The sequence below is a fragment of the Phenylobacterium hankyongense genome (assembly GCF_003254505.1).
Lineage (GTDB): Bacteria > Pseudomonadota > Alphaproteobacteria > Caulobacterales > Caulobacteraceae > Phenylobacterium > Phenylobacterium hankyongense.
Genome location: NZ_QFYP01000001.1, coordinates 2,121,554 through 2,138,273 on the forward strand (window position 1 = coordinate 2,121,554; position 16,720 = coordinate 2,138,273).

Sequence of the window (16,720 nt, forward strand, 5' to 3'; positions counted from 1 at the left end):
CGGCCTCTCACCCACTGCCCCAAATGTGGAGGCTAGCGGCCCAGGTCCGGCTTCCGCAATGTTAGAGCCGATGTGAATGTCGGGTTCCTGCCCCGACGCGAAGGTCCGCGGCTGGCGCATCTGGGACCTCGCGCGAGCAGACAGGCGTGACCGAGACCAGGCGCCGAGCCTCTGTGCGCGGGGCCGAACGGCGCGCCCGAACCCAACCCGATCAGGTGTCTTGCGGTTCTGCAGCTACGCAGGTTGCTTCACGCCGAAGCGCTCGGCCGAGCGGGCCCTCGCCTTGGCGGCCTCTTCCTCGCGGTCCTTGGGATCGGCGGTCGTCTCCAGGCTCTCGAACAGGCGGCGGGCGACGGCGGCGACCTGGTCCACGGCGGTATCGAAGGCTTCGCGGTTCACCTTCGAGGGGGCGTTGAACCCGGACAGCTTGCGGACGAACTGGAGCGCGGCGTCGCGGATCTCCTCATCCGTGGCCGGCGGGTCGAAGTTGAACAGTGTCTTGATGTTGCGGCACATTGGCGGGCGCCTCCTTCTCCTTGGCCCCTAAGATAGGCGTTCGGACGGCCCGCGCGACCAGGGGATTTTCTGCTCTGGTGCGACAGAGCCCTGCGATCCGGCCCGGGCGGGTGTCGGAATGAGCGGCCTCGTTCGTCCTTCGGGCGTCCACAGGAGGACATCCGGATGCCGACCGACGATCCGGGCGGGCCGCTGGGGCCGACCAAGCGCACCACGGCTGAGAGCGTCACGGACGTGGTGAACCAGCTGACGGTATTCGTTGTCGTGCGCGCGCCGTCGCACGAGGGGGCGGCGAAACTGTTCGAAGGCCATCCGCACTTCACGATCTTTCCGCGCCAGGCCCCGCCACAAGCACTTCCTCCAGGCCCCGCCGGATGATGGTCCGACCCAGGTGAGCCGCTTTGGCCGTTTCGACGAAGTTACGGCCGTGAACCGCCAGGATCTTGCAGCGGGGGCGTGCGGGTCAGGCCACGTACCGCTTTCCGGCGCCGCGCGGAATCTCGAAGGTAACGCGCAAGCCGCAAAGGCCGCCGGCCGGCTCGGCGAAGATCCTGCCGCCGTGCAGGTCGACAATGCTCTTGGAAATGGTGAGCCCAAGTCCGCTGCCACGGTCTCCGGTCGCCGGCGTGTTGAAACGGGTGAACCGTTCGAAGATCCGCTGGCGCTGATCGGGAGGAAGCCCGGGGCCTTCGTCCTCCAGGCTCACCCTCCATAGCTCCGCTTCAAGTTCAGACCGGAGGTGGACCCGGCCGCCAGATGGGGAGGCGTTGAGCGCGTTGGTGAGGACATTGAGCAGAACCTGACGCAGCCATTTCTCCTCGAACGCCACCTGACCGCGGCCTTTGTGACTCGCGGTGAACAACCGTCCTGTGTGTTCGGCGAGCGCCGTCGCGTCCTGGCCGAAGGCGTTGAGGAACCGCGCGGGATCACGTGGCTTGAGATCGAAGGGAATGGCGCGAGCCTCGGCGCGGGACAGGAACAGCATTTCGTCGATGATCTGGTTCAGACGGGCGAGTTCCTCGATTTGGACCAGCACGGCTTCGCCGTGCGCCGCAGACAGCTCCGTGTCCTGCAGCATCTTCTCGGCGTGCAGGCGGATCAGCGAAAGCGGGGTCTTGAGCTCATGGGAGGCTTCCTGCGAGAACCGACGGACCTGGTTGAATGCCGACTCCAGCCGATCGAACATCTCGTTGAGCAGACGCGCCAAATCGGTGAGTTCGTCCTTGACCGCGGTGATCGGAATCCGTTCGGAGAGATTGTCTGATCCGATGCGGTTGGCGGTGGCGCGGATCGCGCGCATGGGACGCAAGAGAATGCGGCTCAGGCCCAATCCAATGCCGATGCTGGCGACGAGCATGGCCAGCAGGAGGGCGACGCAAACCTTCGCATATTCGCGCATGCCGTCGCGGACCGGTTTGGCGGATGTCGCGATGGTCACGTCGAACGGCGGCAGCAGGTATTCGTCGACGCGCAGTTCACCGATGTCGCGCATCGAGACGCTGTAGGCGCGTAAACCCTTAATATCCGGAATGTCCCCACGGCGCAGGTTGCGCGACCGAAAGGCCACGTCGGTCCGGGGATCTCTGATGCTGATGTAGAAGAGGACGGCCGCGGAATCGCTGGCGTTGCGGATGCGCTCGTCGATCTGGCGGGAATTCAGCCTCTTGTAGTCCGCGCCGAGGTGGGATTGCAGCTGGACAAACTCAGCGTGGTTGAGATCGTCCAGGCCGTTGATCAACCGGCCTTTGAGCAATTGGTAGCCGGCCACGAACAGGATCGCCAGGGTGACCGTCGCGCTGAGCGCGTACCAGAAGGCGAGCCGCGCGCCGATCGACCTCATAGCAGCTGGTAGCCGATCCCGCGGACGGTCTTGAACACCGGGCGGCCTAGGGCGCCTTCGAGCTTGGCGCGGATCCGGCTCATGTAGACATCGAGCAGGTTCGTATCGACGTCGAAATGTGAGGACCAGATCTTCTCGGAAATCAGGGTGCGCGTGAGGATCCGCCCGCCGTTCTGCATGAACACTTCCAACAGGGCGTATTCCCGGCCTGTCAGGTCGATCGGCTTGTCGTCGACGTGCACGGTGTGACCCAGAAGATCGAGGCGTATGCCATTGCGCTCCAGTACGGTCTGTTTGACCACCGATTGCCGGCGGAGGAGCGCGCGCATTCGCGCCAGCAGTTCCTCAATGCTGAACGGCTTTGGCAGGTAGTCGTCGGCGCCCACGTCCAGGCCCCTGATGCGGTCCTCCAGGCTGTCGCGCGCGGAGAGGATCAGCACAGGCTCGTTGAAGCCGCTGGCTCGCCACTCTCGCACCATGTCGATACCGTCTCCATCAGGCAGAGAGAGGTCGAGCACGATGAGGTCGTAGTTGGTCTCAACAAGGGCATTCTTGGCCTGGGCGCAGGTTCCGACAAGGTTGGCGATATGGGAGTGCTCGGACAGGCCCTGCCGCAGGAACTGGCCCAGTCGTACCTCGTCCTCGACGATCAGCACCTTCATGTTGGAATCGCTAACCTAGTGCGAGGGCATGCGGCAAGTATCCACGAGTCCCTTTCGACGAAGGCTCGATAATTCTGCCGAACCTGAATAGTTGTTCAGGCCACCGTTAGTGTCAATTCAGGTTGGCCGCGGAGCATTGCAAGGGGAGGAGTTCAGGTCAGGTTTGCGACCGCTGCGGCTGATCAGTTTTGCCGCCGGATACGCATGCCGCCTGCTTCGGAACCGCAACTGGCTTTGCGAGACACGAGATCATGCGACGATTCACTCTGGGCGCGGCCCTGGCCGTCTTCGCCTTGGCGGCCGCGAATGTCGCCCACGCCCGATCCGGTTACCGCCTCGAGGCGGCCGTGACCCTGAATGGGCCGTCGCCTGGATGGGACTATCTCAGCGTCGATCCGACCCGGGACTATGTGTTCATCGGCCGCCGGAAGGCCGGGGTGACGGTCTATGACGCGGCGGGCGGGCGCGTGGTCGCCACGATCGAGAACTCCAAAGACGCCAACGTCGCCGCGCTGGTTCCCGAGGTCGACCGCGGGTTCACCGCCAACGAGGACGGCAGCACGACCGTGTTTCAGCTCTCGACGCTCAAGACGCTGGACCGGGTCAAGCTCGGCGAGGGGGCGGACGCCGGCTTCTATGAGCCCATGACGGGCCAGATGGTCTTCACCCTTGGCGACACACATGAACTGGTTTTCGTGGCTGCAAGGTCCGCGAAGATCACCGGCCGCCTGCCGATCAAGGCCGATGAACTCGAGGCCGCCGCGGCCGACGGCAAGGGCTTCATCTACGTCAACGAGCGCGACAAGGACCGTGTGGCCAAGGTGGACGTCAGGACGCGCAAGCTGGTGGCTGAATGGCCAACGCCGGGGTGCCGTCTGCCCACGGGTCTGGCTATCGACCGCGCGGCGGGACGGCTGTTCCTGGGCTGCAAGGGCCCGCATCCGGTGCTGGCGGTGATGAACGCCAAGACGGGTCGCGTGGTCACCACCATGGAGATCGGCCGCGGCAACGATGGGGTTGTGTTCGACCCGGCAGGGAAGCGCGTGTTCACCTCCAATGGCATCGACGGAAATATCGTGGTGTTCGATGTGGTGGGGCCCGACCGCCTGAAGCTAGCCAGCGCCTTCACGACCCGTCCGATCGCCAGGACCATGGCGTTCAACCCAACGACCGGCCGCATCTACACGGCCACCGCCGAAGGCGTGCTGGATCCGACCCAGCCGGTGAACAGGCGCGCCGGCGCCTTTTATCCGAATCGCTACTTGGACGACACCTTCACACTATTGATCTACGCGCCCGAATAGCGGCGCGAACTCAGGGCGCCCCCGCCGGGGCGGGGAAACGGTCCGGCCTCACGGCCGGGAACAGACATGAGGGAATCGTGATGACCGACACGGGGGCGCCTGCGTGCGCTAAGGCGGAGACGCCCGGCGCGCGGCTTCTCGCAGGCTGGTGGCGGCTGGTGGATTTCAAGATCGGCGTCGTTCCCGCTCCGGTATTCCTGCTGGTGATCGGCTTGGCCGCCTTCTTTGTCAGCCGGGGCAAGGCGCCGTCCGACATCCTGATGAACATGGCGCTGCTGTCGGCGGGCGGGTTCGCCTGCGCAGAAGCCGGCAAGCGCCTGCCGCTGCTCCGCAATGTCGGCGCCGGCGCGATCTTCGCGACCTTCATCCCCTCGTACCTGGTGTACGCTCACATCCTGCCGCCGCCGCTGGTGACGTCGATCACGACCTTCACGAAGTCGAGTAACTTCCTCTACCTGTTCATCTGTTCGATCATCGTGGGTTCGATCCTGGGCATGGACCGACGGGTGCTGGTGAGCGGGTTCCTGAAGATCTTCGTGCCGATTTCCATCGGCTCGATCGCCGCCGGCGTCGTGGGCTGCGCCGTGGGGACCACCCTTGGGCTCGGATTCGAGCACACCCTCTTCAGGATCGTCGTGCCGATCATGGCCGGGGGGGTGGGCGAGGGGGCGATGCCGCTGTCCATCGGCTACGCGGCTATCAGCCACCAGGCGCAGGGCGACGTGTTCGCCGAGGTGTTGCCGTCGGTCATGCTGGGCAGCCTGACGGCCATCATCCTGGCCGGCGCCCTTAACTCCCTGGGCAAACGCCGCCCGGACCTCACCGGCGAGGGACGCCTGCAGGTGGGCGAAGTGGACGTCGAGTTGTCTGGCGACCATCCGGTGCGGCCGCACCCGGCCATCGAGACCGTCGCGGGAGCCGCGGTCCTCGCGGTCACTCTCTACTTGAGCGGCACGGTGGCCCAGCAGCTGTGGGCTTTCCCGGCGCCGGTCGTCATGCTGCTGTTGACGGTCCTCCTCAAGCTGGGCCGTCTGGTGTCGCCAGACCTCGAGCAGGGCGCCTACAGCGTCTACCAGTTCTTTCGCACGGCGGTGACCTACCCCTTGCTGTTCGCCATCGGCGTATCCCTGACACCTTGGGACAAGCTGATCGCGGCCTTTAATGCGCCGACGCTGATCACCATCGTGGCCACCGTGGCGACCTTGATGGCGACCGGATTCCTGCTTGCCGGCTTCCTGAAGATGCACCCCATCGATGTGGCTATCGTCAACGCTTGCCACTCGGGCCAGGGCGGGACGGGTGATGTCGCGATCCTGTCCGCCGCAAACCGAATGCAGCTGATGCCCTTCGCTCAGATCGCCACCCGTATTGGAGGCGCGATCACCGTCACCCTCGCGCTGATCGCATTTCGGCTGTTCGCCGGATGAGGCGGAACCCCGTCAAGCCTTCCCACCTTGCGGTCGCATCCGTGTCGGGGCCGTCGCCCCGTGGCGGCAGGCGACCCTGTGAGCGTTCGGCGCGTCCTCATGCTGCAGGTGTGGGGCGGGGCGGAGATTGGGTCGAAACCGGCGGCGGCCCTTCGCGACGCCCGCGTGGCCCCGGAATTCAGGTTGTCTACAGGTTCGTGCAAGGTTCGGCATGGGGACTGTGCCGCAGGATACGCCGGCCAGTCGTCGACCTCTGCGTCGAGGGCGTTCGGGAGTTCCACTCTCTGCGCGGAGAGTAGGTCAATGCGCAGGCGCTGGATAGCAACGAAGGTGAAAAGGGCGGGGGAGAGCCGCAATCCAAGCAAATAGACGTAATCAAAACCTTCATGCGACGCAGGGCTGCGGATACATCGAAGGAAAGCAAAAGCATTTCTCGCGATTTTACTGACGAGAAATCAGGGGAGGCACCATGAGAATTCACCAGTTGCTGGGCAGCGCCTCAGCGTGCGCGTTCGCCCTTGTCGGTTCCGTCGCCCAGGCGCAATCCGCTCCGCCGGCGGCCCAGAAGCCTGCGACACAGGTCGAAGAGGTCGTGGTCACGGGCTCGCTGATCGCCAGGCGCGACTTCCAATCCGACAGTCCGATCTCCACGATAGACTCCGCAACCCTCCAGGCAGCGGGCCAGCCGACGCTGGATGTCGCGGTTGGACAAATGCCGCAGTTCGCCGCCGCACAGGGCAAAAGCGAAGTCGGGGACGTTCAGGGCGGCGGCGGATTCGCGGGCGGCCAGTCCTATGGCGATCTTCGCGGCCTTGGCCCCAACCGCACCCTGATTCTGCTCGACGGGCGGCGGCTGCAGGCCTCGAACCCCGACGGCTCCATCGACCTCAACACCATCCCCATGTCGATGATTGAAAACGTCGAGGTGATCACCGGCGGCGCGTCGGCCACCTATGGTTCCGACGCCATCGCCGGGGTGATCAACTTCAAACTCCGGCGCCACTTCTCCGGCCTCGAGCTCTCGGCGACCCACGGGGGGGCCACCAAGGGCGACGGCGAGACCAACCAATTCAGCGTGCTGGTGGGCGGCAATTTCGCCGACAACCGCGGCAACGCGATGATCGACTTCGAATACTCGGAGCGCGCCGCCGTCTCTGGCGCCTCCCGACCATTCTTCGCAAGCATCCGCCAACTGGCCCGGCCACCGGAGGGCATCATCCCGGCCGGCACATTCGGCAACCCGCCGACCATCGCCGCGGTCAACGCCGTGCTGGCCACCTATCCGGGCACCACCCCGATCGCTGGAACCGGCGCCTACAACGGCGCTATCGGCGTCAACACCGACGGCACGATCTTCACCGACCTGGCCGGGACCAACTGTGTGCAGAATTATCGTGGCCTGGGTACGATCCCGGGCGTGAACATCAGCCCGAACTGCCGCCAGGTGCAGGTGGCGCTCGGCCAGTACTTCGCCATCCAGGTGCCGCTCACAAAGTACAATGTGATGGGTCGCGGCGACTATGCGGTGACCGACCACATCAACGCCTACGGCCAGTTCAACTTCATGGAGTCCACGGCCCGCGACGAAACCGCCGGCGGCTCAACGGCGGCAGGCAAGTTCTTCTTCGTGCCGCTCAACAACCCCTTCGTGACCGGCAATGCAGCCCTGCAGTCGATCCTTGCATCGCGTACGCCGAGCGCGGCGACCACCCAGCCGCTGCCGCTGATCAAGCTGCTCACCATGAGCGGCAATCGCATCCAGACATTCAAGTACGACGTCTACCAGGTCCTTGGCGGCTTTAAGGGCGACATCCCCGGCACCGGCTTGACCTGGGATGTCTACGGCAGCTTCGGCCGCGACAGCTACGACAACAACCAGGCCAACGACACCAGTAAGGCCGCCATCGCCAGCATCTTGAACGGCACGGCCAACTTTACCGGCGCCACAGGCGCCTGCATCGGCTATGCTTGGAACCCGCTTGGCAACAATCCCCTCAGCCCGGGCTGCCGCGAATACGCTACGCGCGAGCTTCACAACACCGCCACCATCACCCAGAAGGACTTCGAGGCGACGATCCAGGGCAAACTCTACGACCTGCCCGCCGGCGAGCTGCGCTTCGCCCTGGGAGCGGACTACCGGAGCACCAACTTCGACTATCGGCCCGACCAGGGGCTGATCGCCAACGACACGCCCTCCTACCCCACCGCCGTGCCGACCTCCGGGTCGCAGACGGCCAGGGAAGTGTTCGGCGAATTGCTGATCCCGGTGCTGAAGGACTTGCCGTTGGTCGAGGACCTCTCGCTGGATCTCGGCTACCGCCGGTCCGACTACAACCTGTTCGGCGCCTCCAACACCTACAAGGCCGATGTAAGCTGGAAGCCGATCTCCACCTTGCGGTTGCGCGGCGGCTATTCGACGGCGCTGCGCGCGCCCAGCGTTGGCGAACTCTTCGCGCCGACGGTCAACGGGCAGCTCACCATCGGCACTCTGCCGGATGCTGGCGACCCCTGCTCGGCAGCGAGCAAGTTCCGCGCCGCCGCCAACGCCAACGCCGCAAAGGTGCTGGCGCTCTGCCAGGCCCAGGGCATCCCCTCCGCTCTGCTGCCGACCTTCACTCAGAGCGCGGACTCGGTGTTCGGAACCTCGGGCGGCAACCCCAAGCTGACACCGGAAAAGGCCAAGACCTATTCGGTGGGAGCGGTCTGGAGTCCGACATTCGATCAACCGCTGCTGCAGAACCTGCAGGTGTCCGTCGACTACTACAACATCAAGATCGACAATGCGGTGGGAACGCTGGCCCTGACCAGCATCCTGCCGCGCTGTTTCAACGTCGACGGCGTCAGCAACTCGACCTACTCGAACAGCAACATCTACTGCCAGCAGATCACGCGAGACACGAGGACCGGCGACATCGTGCTGGGCCGCGAGGGCTTCTTGAATCTGGCGACCTACTCGACCGATGGCGTGGACACCCAAGTCGACTGGAGTTTCGGCCTCGACGCCCTCGGCCTCTCGGAGACCTACGGGCGCATCCGGGTTAGCTCGGTGATCACCTATACCAACTCGTACAAGGTCGCGTCTCTGCCGGGCGCGCCCGTCCTCGACTACGCGGGCAGCATCGGCAACGCCTCCGTCAGTCCGGAAATCGCCCACCCGAAGTGGAAGGCGAACACCACCATCGGCTACTCGGTTGGCCCGGTCTCGGCCGCCCTGCACTGGCGGTTCATCGACAAGATGAAGCACCAGGATCTGGTGGCGAGCCCGGCCGCCACGACCGCCGGCGTGCCGTCCTACAACTACTTCGACGCTGACGTTCACTGGAGCGTCCGCGATAATCTGATCCTGTCAGCGGGCGTCACCAACATCGGCGACAAAGCGCCGCCGTTTGTCAGCGGACAGCCGCTGACGACCGACACCGCCACCTACGACATCATCGGCCGCACCTACTACGTCAACCTCAAGGCCCACTTCTGAGGAGAGCCCCAAGTTCGCTGCAGCTAGGGGGCCAACGCCGCGCCCGGGAGCAAGACACACTCCCTGGCGCGGCGGCCACGGCGAGCCTAGTCGCGCCGCGCCTGCGGCGGCGCGACGGCGACACCGTTCTGGGCGTGACGGGCGAGGGCGTCCTCAACGAAACCGTTCGCCTTCACGGCCTCCACGAAATCCCAAAGATATCGCGCGGCCAGGGGACGGTCACCCGGGAGGGCCATGCCCTGTTCGATGCGGCTGAAGCTGTCCGGGAGAACGCGCAAGCCCGTCGCCGCCGCAGCCGCCTGGACCAGCCGCGGACGGATGCCTGCGGCGGCCTCCAATCCGTGCGCCTGGAACTGCCGGATGGCGGCGGCGGACGTTGGCGCCCGCACCAGTGTCGCCAACCGCAGCTGGCGCGTCAGGGCGAGGTCGTAGGCGGCGCCCTCAGCCACCGCGATGCGAACCCCCGGCGCGTCGAGCTCGGCCACCGAAATGAAGGGCGCCTCCTCACGGACGAGATAGGTCCCGTCGATGAACACATAGGGCGCCGTGAACGTGGCCAGCGCAGCGCGCTCCGGCTCAACCGCGAGGAAGGCCACGTCCCAGGCGTCGTGCGCCAGGCCGGGGATAATCTCGCCGCCCGTCCGGTAGATGACCAGTTCCAGCGGCAGACCCAACCTGCGCCCCAGTTCGCGCGCGAGATCGACGCTCACGCCGGCGGCGCCCTCGATCAGGTCGCTGCGCGCCAGAACGACATTTCCGAGGTTGATCGCCGCGCGCAGCACGCCCGTTGGTGCGAGCGCGGCGGCGACAGAGGCGTCAGACGGGGCCATCCGGTCTCCTTTTCGGCTGTCCTCAGCGTCCTATTCAGACAAATTGAGGGACACTCCCGCGAGGGTGTGCTTCCATCCTGCACCGAGACCCTACCGCATGCACATCCTCGTCCTGCCCGGTGACGGCATCGGACCCGAGATCACCGAGGCCGCCCTGACGGTCCTGCGGAAGCTCGACGCCCATCTTGCCCTCAGCCTTACATTCGAGCAGGCCGATATCGGGCTGGCCAGCCTGAAGTCCCGCGGGACGACCTTGCCGGCGGACGTGCTGCGGCGCGTGCCCGAAGCCGACGGGGTCATCCTGGGCCCGGTGTCGCACTACGACTATCCCCCGCGGGCCGAGGGAGGCGTGAATCCCTCGGCGGAGCTGCGGACGGTCTTCGAACTCTATGCCAACATCCGCCCCTGCCGCTCGCGCACCGACCTGACGGTCCTGCGCAAGCCGATGGATCTGGTGATCGTGCGCGAGAACACCGAGGGCTTCTACGCCGACCGCAGCATGTTTGCCGGGCCGGGCGAGTTCATGCCTGATCGTGACAGCGCCTTCGCGATCCGCAAGATCACCGCCAATGCATGCTCGCGGGTGGCGAAGGTCGCCTTCGATCTCGCGCGGGAGCGCCGCCGAAAGGTGACCGCGGTGCATAAGGCGAACGTGCTCAAGCTCACAGACGGCCTCTTCCTGCGCGAGGTCCGCAAGGTCGCCGAGGCCTATTCGGACGTGACCCTCGACGAGGTCATCGTCGACGCCGCGGCCGCCCTGCTGATCCGCAGTCCCGACCGGTTCGACGTCATAGTCACAACCAACATGTTCGGGGACATCCTTTCGGACGAGGCCTCGGAACTGACCGGCAGCCTGGGGCTGGGAGGCTCGATCAACGCCGGCGACTTGGTCTGTGTCGCCCAGGCGCAGCACGGCTCGGCGCCCGACATCGCCGGCCAGGACGTCGCCAATCCCGTGTCGCTGATCCGGTCGGCCGCCATGCTGCTGGACTGGCGCGGACGACGCGACGGCGAGGCCAGGCTGATCGCGGCGGCCCATCGGCTCGGGGCTGCCGTTGAGCGGGTGCTTGATCGGCCGGAGGCGCGGACTCGGGACCTCGGGGGATCCGCCACAACGACTGCGTTCGCGCGCTCCGTCGCCGAAGCGCTGGAAAGTCTACAATGACCCCGGCGCAGCCCTCTTGGCCACCTTGCAACGGCGCTCAGAGATCACATCCTGCGGTAAGCCGGCCCTCCGCGCCTTGCAGGGACTTGCCCGGATGGGCATCCCAATGACGTCTGCAAAGCAGGTGCATGAGACGGCCACAACTGGCTTCGGCGCAAGCGCCGCGGCCTATGCGATGTCGAGGCCAGGCTATCCGGCGGAGATTGAGGCGTGGCTGACGAAGGCATGTCGGCTGTGGTCAGGTCGCACGGCCGTCGAGATCGGCGCGGGCACCGGCAAGTTCACGGACCGGCTGATCGAGACCCAGGCGCGGGTGATCGCGATCGAGCCGGTGGCCGCGATGCGCTCGGAACTGATCAAGCGGCATCCCGATGTCCAGGTGTTGGATGGATCGGGCGAACGCATTCCGCTTCCGGACGGCATTGCCGACGCCGTGCTCTGCGCCCAGTCGTTCCACTGGTTCGCCAACGCCGGGGCCCTCACCGAGATTCGCCGGGTGCTGAAGCCGGGGGGACGGCTGGGTCTTGTCTGGAACCTGCCCGACGTCAGGACCGCCTGGGTCGCCCGCTGGCAGGCGATCCTCGTGCCTTACGAAGGGGACGCGCCGACATTTCGCAACAGCCTGTGGCGGGCGGCCTTTCCGGCTGACGGCTTCGGTCCCCTTGAGGAAGAGACTATCGCGCATTCGACCCGCACATCGCCTGAGCTGGCGATCGTCCGCTTTGCGCTGTCGCTCAGCTACATCAATGTCCTCCCAAAGGCCGAGCGCGACGTGGTGGTCGCGCGGCTCAGGGCGTTGATCGAGAATGATCCCGACCTGCGGGGGCGGGACGAGGTGACCGTGCCTTGGCGCACCCTGGTGGCGTCTTGCGCCAGCCTACCGCCGGTTCCTTGACATCACTGCCGATGAGCTTGGCGACCCGCGGAAGTTCTGAGCGGTGGCCGCGAGGAGGAACTCGTCTCGGGCTCCGCAGGGGTCGTGCAAGGGGCTCTCAAGCCGTACGACGTCGCTTGTTCGATAGTCGGTGTGAACAGGCAATAACCGATGCTGTTCTTGCGTCATCCCCGGGCGACACCATGCTCTTCGTCGATGCGCGTGGTGACGCCAGTTGCAATCACGGTGCGGGTGGCGTCGATGGAGGCATAGGTCCAGTAGATTCGCGTGCGCGCTGTATTCGAGGGATTTCGGAAGCGGTGGGGCGTTCCCGCGGGAATCCACGTGGTGTCGCTGGCTCTGAGGTTATGCTCCGTCCCATCGATTTCGGCGACCGCCTCTCCTTCCAGGACCAGCACGGTCTCCTCGCAGTTGTGAATATGCAGGGCAATCGCGGCGCCGGGATCGAACTCCGTAATGCCGCTGAGCGTCTTCGACGAGCCGATGCGGGCGCTGACCAACGGTATCGTCCGCGCCCCGCCGCCGCGTTCGCGGGGGATGAGGGTGGCGGGCCGCAGAATCGCCGGCACGGAGCTCCCTACTTCATTCATTGCGCGACCTCTTGAGCAACGGCGGGCGCTGGACGGGCCACCCAAAGAGTCTTCCACTGCGATGGCTTCATAAACAGGCTCCTGGCCGCCAATCGGCCCAGAGCTTGATTGCGCGAGAATCACCAAGCCCTTGAACTGCCAAAGTAGTGCTTGAGCGCGCAGTCATTGAAAAGACGGGTGCACGCGACCGGGATTGAACCTGTACCCACACCTCGGTGTGAACGAAGCGCCCTAGCGTTCGCTGACGCCGCGAACCAGCCCCCAGTGCCGCGAACCGCCCCTAACTCCGGGGCCGTTTGCACCAGAAAGGGGTGGCGAGAGGACCTGACGTTGTCGCGGCGTCGCTATCCCCTTTCCTTGAGCAGCGTAGGCGACAGCCAAGTCTCCGCGACAAGCAGTCGTCGGGGGAGGGGCGATGTGACGCGTTCCACAAGCTCCATCATGAACATCATTGGCGCTCTGCAGAGCTTGTCCTGCAGCTCAACTGAGCCGCAAGAGCAGACTTGTCGAAGGTCAGGGTAGGATGGGTTAGCGGACTTCGCGGATACCCTTGACCAGCAGCCAAATCCCGAGGGGTACCTCGTAGAAGAACATCGGCGCCATATAGAGCATACCGACCGCCCCGCGGATTTGGGGCAGGACCATCAAGGCCAGCGGCACGAGGGCCAGCAGCGACGAGGCGAAGATTCCCCAGGCTGCGAGCAACTTCGGGATGTAGCCCGACTTCAGCCAGAGCCAGGCGAATACCGCTTGGCCCAGGCCGAGAAACACCCAGCCGAAGCTCATCGTGTCCGCTCGTACGCCGAGTAGCAAGCGGGCTAGAGTCTGTAATTGCTCCACGTCGAAGGACTGCAGGTAGGGAGCGCCGCCGAGAAGCCGCAGCGCGGCGAAGAGTGCGACGGTGCTCATGGCCAAGACCACCGCATCAGCCACCCGCAGGAACGCCCCGAAGGCGGCGAGGCCGCGGTTGATCGGTCGCAGCACCACGTAGAGCGCGGCCGCGATGGCCACGTCGCTGACAAAACAGACGAGGTCGGTGACCGCCGCGATCCGCACCAGTTGCTCGGATGCCACGATGCTGCGGGCGGTCGCACCGACGTCGTCCGAAATCTCGATCGCGCCGAGGCCGACGAACTCCGCGAATATAGAGCTCGCCATTGCCAGCAGCAGGATGGCGCCGGCGATTTGGGCGGCGGTGCGCTGGGAAGGCTGGACGGGAGGGCCGGGCCGGCTGGCGGCGCCAACAGTCGCATCTCGCATCACGCAACGGCCTCTCGGCTCAGGTCAGGGCGGCCGGCGTCAGCAGCTCTTATGAGCGGCAAAGAACCATGGCAGCGTCCTGCGTGCTGCTTAATCTCTTGTAACTCTTGAGGGCGTGGCTGGTGAGCAATCGTAGAGCTGGTTGAACTTGGCTCGTAGCTGGTCCCTGAGCTCGGCCGCCTAAATGGCCTCCGGGGAGGGCCTCAAGGTCCGGTTGTGGCGCACTCCAGACTTTATTCTGCGGCTCGACGTGGCAGCGAGAGCAGACTTCCCGAATGTCAGGGGAGGGTGGCTAGCGGACATCCGGATTAGTCCACCGGGGTGACCTTGGTCTTATGGCTGAGGCTGGCCTCTATCGCATAGCCGCTGAGCGCCAGTAGGTGCTCAGGTTCTGCGTACCAATAGAATTTGGCGCCGCCCAGCTGATCTTGCAGGGCGTTCGACTGTGCTTCGTAATCACCCGCAAAGTTCACATCCATTGCGCGGTTTTCGTCTCGGCCGATCACCGCCACGAGCACGAATCCGTCTTTGGCGGCTTCCGTTTCCATGGCTTCAACTGCCCCTACGGAGGTGAAGCTGAAAACAACACCACGATTGGATTTGACGTAGGCGCTCATCCTCATCACCACGGCGTCTAGAGGACACGGCGTCTAGAGGAAGAGCTTCCACCTACACCGAGATGTCTGCAAGGGGTCGGAGTCGGTCCTCGAGCTAAGGCTCGAAAGGTCGGCTGTCGGGGAGCTGCCCAAGTTCCGGTTGTGGCGCATAGCGGACGTTGCCTGCAAAGGAAGCCAGCCCCTGCTTGTGGGCAGCGCGGGCGCGATTGCTCACCCGACGGATTGCCGAGCAGGTGGCTGGCGCGCTGCTGAGACAAGAAGCCCATGGGCTGAGGCTGGTGTTCTCCTCGCCGCCGAGTTAGCGGACCGCCCCATGATCCGCCTCGATAATGTTTCCAAGCAGAACGGCCACCAGATCCTGTTCATCGATGCTTCGATGGGCGTCCAGAAGGGCGAAAAGGTCGGGCTTGTCGGCCCGAACGGCGCCGGCAAGACGACGCTGTTCCGCATGATCACCGGTCAGGAGCAACCCGACGACGGACTGGTCGCAATCGATCCCGGAATGACCGTCGGCTATTTCAGCCAGGACGTCGGCGAGATGTCAGGCCAGAGCGCGGTCGCCGCGGTAATGGATGGCGTCGGTCCCGTCAGCGCGCTGGCCGCCGAAATGTCCAGGCTCGAGGCGGCCATGGTCGATCCGGACCATGCCGACGAACTGGACGCCATCATCGAACGCTATGGCGAGGTGCAGGGCCGGTTCGAGGAGCTGGACGGCTATGCGCTGGAAGCGCGGGCGCGCGAGGTGCTGGCGGGCTTAAGCTTCAGCCAGGAACGCATGGATGAAGACGTCGGTCTGCTGTCCGGGGGCTGGAAGATGCGCGTGGCGCTGGCCCGCATCCTGCTGATGCGGCCCGACGGCATGCTGCTCGACGAACCCAGCAACCACCTCGATCTGGAAAGCCTGATCTGGCTCGAGGCCTTCCTCAAGGACTACCCGGGCGCCCTGTTGATGACCTCGCACGACCGCGCCTTCATGAACCGCATCATCGGCAAGGTGGTGGAGATCGACGCCGGCGCGCTCATCACCTATTCGGGCGATCTCGATTTCTACGACCAGCAGCGCGCGCTCAGCGAGCAGCAACGCCAGGCGCAATACGAGCGCCAGCAGGCCATGCTGGCCAAGGAGATCAAGTTCATCGAGCGGTTCAAGGCGCGCGCCTCGCACGCCGCCCAGGTCCAGAGCCGGGTGAAGAAGCTCGACAAGATCGAACGGGTCGAGCCGCCGCGCCGTCGCCAGTCGGTCCAGTTCGAATTCAAGAGCCCGCCTCGGTCGGGTGACGACGTGATCAGCCTACGCAATGTCCACAAGCGCTACGGCGCTCAGCCAATCTATGAGGGCCTCGATTTCCTGGTGCGCCGCAAGGAACGCTGGTGCGTGCTTGGCGCCAACGGCGCCGGCAAATCGACGCTGTTGAAACTGGTGGCTGGCGCCACTCCGCCCGATGAGGGTGCGGTCAGCATCGGGAGCAGCGTCAAGATGGGCTACTTCGCCCAGCACTCCATGGACCTGCTGGACGGCGAAGAGACGATCTTCGAGTCGTTGGACAGCTCGTTCCCGCAGGCCGGGCAGGGCGCGCTGCGCACCCTGGCCGGGTGCTTCGGCTTCTCTGGCGACGATGTCGAAAAGCCCTGCCGCGTGTTGTCCGGCGGCGAGAAGGCGCGCCTGGTCATGGCCAGGATGTTGTTCGATCCCCCCAACCTGCTGGTGCTCGACGAGCCGACCAACCACCTCGACATGACGACCAAGGAGATGCTGGTCGCGGCCCTGGCGAACTTCGAGGGCACCATGCTCTTCGTCTCGCATGACCGCCATTTCCTGGCGTCCCTTTCGAACCGCGTGCTGGAGCTGACGCCCGAGGGAGTCCATCAGTACGGCGGGGGTTATACGGAATATGTCACCCGCACGGGCCAGGAAGCGCCGGGGCTGCACCCGGGAGGGTAGCGGCGTTGGCTCCTGAGGCCAGCGCGGGAGCGGGCTACGGCCGCCCTTCATTCCCGGCGGGTGCTACGGTCCTTCCCGGGATAGAGAAGCTTGGCCGGCGCCCCGATCGAAGGAGCGAGAAGGAACGGGGTAGGCGTCCCGGGCGTGGGGCGGATCCACGACAGAGCCGGCCGGAAACTCGGGGCAGCCGTTCCAAG

Annotated in this window: 14 protein-coding genes; 7 read left to right on the top strand and 7 right to left on the bottom strand. The window is 65.2% G+C overall.

Annotated features, from left to right (window positions below):
* Positions 1 to 234: 234 nt before the first annotated feature.
* Positions 235 to 516 carry a DUF2277 domain-containing protein gene (locus DJ021_RS10365; protein WP_111457469.1) on the bottom strand — a complete coding sequence of 94 codons (282 nt, stop codon included), beginning with the start codon at positions 514 to 516 and terminating at the stop codon, positions 235 to 237.
* 165 nt (positions 517 to 681) lie between these two features.
* On the opposite strand from DJ021_RS10365, the gene DJ021_RS10370 reads away from it, so the two are divergent.
* A complete protein-coding gene (locus tag DJ021_RS10370) occupies positions 682 to 894 on the top strand; it encodes a hypothetical protein (RefSeq protein WP_207801804.1) in 213 nt (70 codons plus the stop codon).
* Between the two features lie 85 nt (positions 895 to 979).
* Here the strand turns inward: DJ021_RS10370 and DJ021_RS10375 are convergent, their stop codons facing one another.
* Both DJ021_RS10375 and DJ021_RS10380 read right to left on the bottom strand, forming a co-directional pair.
* Positions 980 to 2,356, bottom strand: coding sequence for a HAMP domain-containing sensor histidine kinase (locus DJ021_RS10375; RefSeq protein WP_111457470.1), 1,377 nt, complete (start codon positions 2,354 to 2,356; stop codon positions 980 to 982).
* Positions 2,353 to 3,018 carry a response regulator transcription factor gene (locus DJ021_RS10380; RefSeq protein ID WP_111457471.1) on the bottom strand — a complete coding sequence of 222 codons (666 nt, stop codon included), beginning with the start codon at positions 3,016 to 3,018 and terminating at the stop codon, positions 2,353 to 2,355. Before DJ021_RS10380 ends, DJ021_RS10375 begins: the two co-directional genes overlap by 4 nt.
* 188 nt (positions 3,019 to 3,206) lie before the next feature.
* On the opposite strand from DJ021_RS10380, the gene DJ021_RS10385 reads away from it, so the two are divergent.
* The 3 genes from DJ021_RS10385 to DJ021_RS10395 all read left to right on the top strand — a co-directional run bounded on the left by DJ021_RS10385 (position 3,207) and on the right by DJ021_RS10395 (position 9,224).
* Positions 3,207 to 4,322, top strand: coding sequence for a YncE family protein (locus DJ021_RS10385; protein WP_133254983.1), 1,116 nt, complete (start codon positions 3,207 to 3,209; stop codon positions 4,320 to 4,322).
* A gap of 80 nt (positions 4,323 to 4,402) precedes the next feature.
* Positions 4,403 to 5,749 (top strand): 2-hydroxycarboxylate transporter family protein, encoded by a 1,347-nt coding sequence (locus DJ021_RS10390; RefSeq protein WP_111457473.1) that lies wholly within the window; start codon positions 4,403 to 4,405, stop codon positions 5,747 to 5,749.
* 469 nt (positions 5,750 to 6,218) lie between these two features.
* Positions 6,219 to 9,224, top strand: a complete 3,006-nt coding sequence (locus DJ021_RS10395; RefSeq protein WP_111457474.1) for a TonB-dependent receptor domain-containing protein — start codon at positions 6,219 to 6,221, stop codon at positions 9,222 to 9,224.
* Between the two features lie 86 nt (positions 9,225 to 9,310).
* Here the strand turns inward: DJ021_RS10395 and DJ021_RS10400 are convergent, their stop codons facing one another.
* Complete coding sequence (locus DJ021_RS10400; RefSeq protein WP_111457475.1) at positions 9,311 to 10,054, bottom strand: transporter substrate-binding domain-containing protein; 744 nt, start codon at positions 10,052 to 10,054, stop codon at positions 9,311 to 9,313.
* A gap of 97 nt (positions 10,055 to 10,151) precedes the next feature.
* On the opposite strand from DJ021_RS10400, the gene DJ021_RS10405 reads away from it, so the two are divergent.
* Positions 10,152 to 11,219, top strand: a complete 1,068-nt coding sequence (locus DJ021_RS10405) for an isocitrate/isopropylmalate dehydrogenase family protein (protein WP_111457476.1) — start codon at positions 10,152 to 10,154, stop codon at positions 11,217 to 11,219.
* 106 nt (positions 11,220 to 11,325) lie between these two features.
* Positions 11,326 to 12,114 (top strand): class I SAM-dependent methyltransferase, encoded by a 789-nt coding sequence (locus tag DJ021_RS10410; protein ID WP_111459061.1) that lies wholly within the window; start codon positions 11,326 to 11,328, stop codon positions 12,112 to 12,114.
* A 164-nt stretch (positions 12,115 to 12,278) separates the two neighbouring features.
* Here the strand turns inward: DJ021_RS10410 and DJ021_RS10415 are convergent, their stop codons facing one another.
* From DJ021_RS10415 to DJ021_RS10425, 3 genes are all read right to left on the bottom strand, one after another.
* Positions 12,279 to 12,683 (bottom strand): cupin domain-containing protein, encoded by a 405-nt coding sequence (locus DJ021_RS10415; protein WP_207801805.1) that lies wholly within the window; start codon positions 12,681 to 12,683, stop codon positions 12,279 to 12,281.
* Between the two features lie 549 nt (positions 12,684 to 13,232).
* The gene (locus DJ021_RS10420; RefSeq protein WP_111457478.1) at positions 13,233 to 13,964 is read right to left on the bottom strand and encodes a DUF4386 domain-containing protein; all 732 of its coding nucleotides are present in this window, start codon (positions 13,962 to 13,964) and stop codon (positions 13,233 to 13,235) included.
* A 308-nt stretch (positions 13,965 to 14,272) separates the two neighbouring features.
* Positions 14,273 to 14,581, bottom strand: a complete 309-nt coding sequence (locus DJ021_RS10425) for a hypothetical protein (RefSeq protein ID WP_133254984.1) — start codon at positions 14,579 to 14,581, stop codon at positions 14,273 to 14,275.
* A 313-nt stretch (positions 14,582 to 14,894) separates the two neighbouring features.
* Between DJ021_RS10425 and DJ021_RS10430 the strand changes: the two genes are divergently transcribed.
* Positions 14,895 to 16,523, top strand: coding sequence for an ABC-F family ATP-binding cassette domain-containing protein (locus DJ021_RS10430; protein ID WP_111457480.1), 1,629 nt, complete (start codon positions 14,895 to 14,897; stop codon positions 16,521 to 16,523).
* Positions 16,524 to 16,720 lie beyond the last annotated feature (197 nt).

Bases quoted from the DNA above. Each gene is read 5' to 3' on its own strand.
- DJ021_RS10365 (WP_111457469.1), bottom strand. From the start codon at position 516: ATGTGCCGCAACATCAAGACACTGTTCAACTTCGACCCGCCGGCCACG.
- DJ021_RS10370 (WP_207801804.1), top strand. From the start codon at position 682: ATGCCGACCGACGATCCGGGCGGGCCGCTGGGGCCGACCAAGCGCACC.
- DJ021_RS10375 (WP_111457470.1), bottom strand. From the start codon at position 2,356: ATGAGGTCGATCGGCGCGCGGCTCGCCTTCTGGTACGCGCTCAGCGCG.
- DJ021_RS10380 (WP_111457471.1), bottom strand. From the start codon at position 3,018: ATGAAGGTGCTGATCGTCGAGGACGAGGTACGACTGGGCCAGTTCCTG.
- DJ021_RS10390 (WP_111457473.1), top strand. From the start codon at position 4,403: ATGACCGACACGGGGGCGCCTGCGTGCGCTAAGGCGGAGACGCCCGGC.
- DJ021_RS10395 (WP_111457474.1), top strand. From the start codon at position 6,219: ATGAGAATTCACCAGTTGCTGGGCAGCGCCTCAGCGTGCGCGTTCGCC.
- DJ021_RS10400 (WP_111457475.1), bottom strand. From the start codon at position 10,054: ATGGCCCCGTCTGACGCCTCTGTCGCCGCCGCGCTCGCACCAACGGGC.
- DJ021_RS10405 (WP_111457476.1), top strand. From the start codon at position 10,152: ATGCACATCCTCGTCCTGCCCGGTGACGGCATCGGACCCGAGATCACC.
- DJ021_RS10410 (WP_111459061.1), top strand. From the start codon at position 11,326: ATGACGTCTGCAAAGCAGGTGCATGAGACGGCCACAACTGGCTTCGGC.
- DJ021_RS10420 (WP_111457478.1), bottom strand. From the start codon at position 13,964: ATGCGAGATGCGACTGTTGGCGCCGCCAGCCGGCCCGGCCCTCCCGTC.
- DJ021_RS10425 (WP_133254984.1), bottom strand. From the start codon at position 14,581: ATGAGCGCCTACGTCAAATCCAATCGTGGTGTTGTTTTCAGCTTCACC.
- DJ021_RS10430 (WP_111457480.1), top strand. From the start codon at position 14,895: ATGATCCGCCTCGATAATGTTTCCAAGCAGAACGGCCACCAGATCCTG.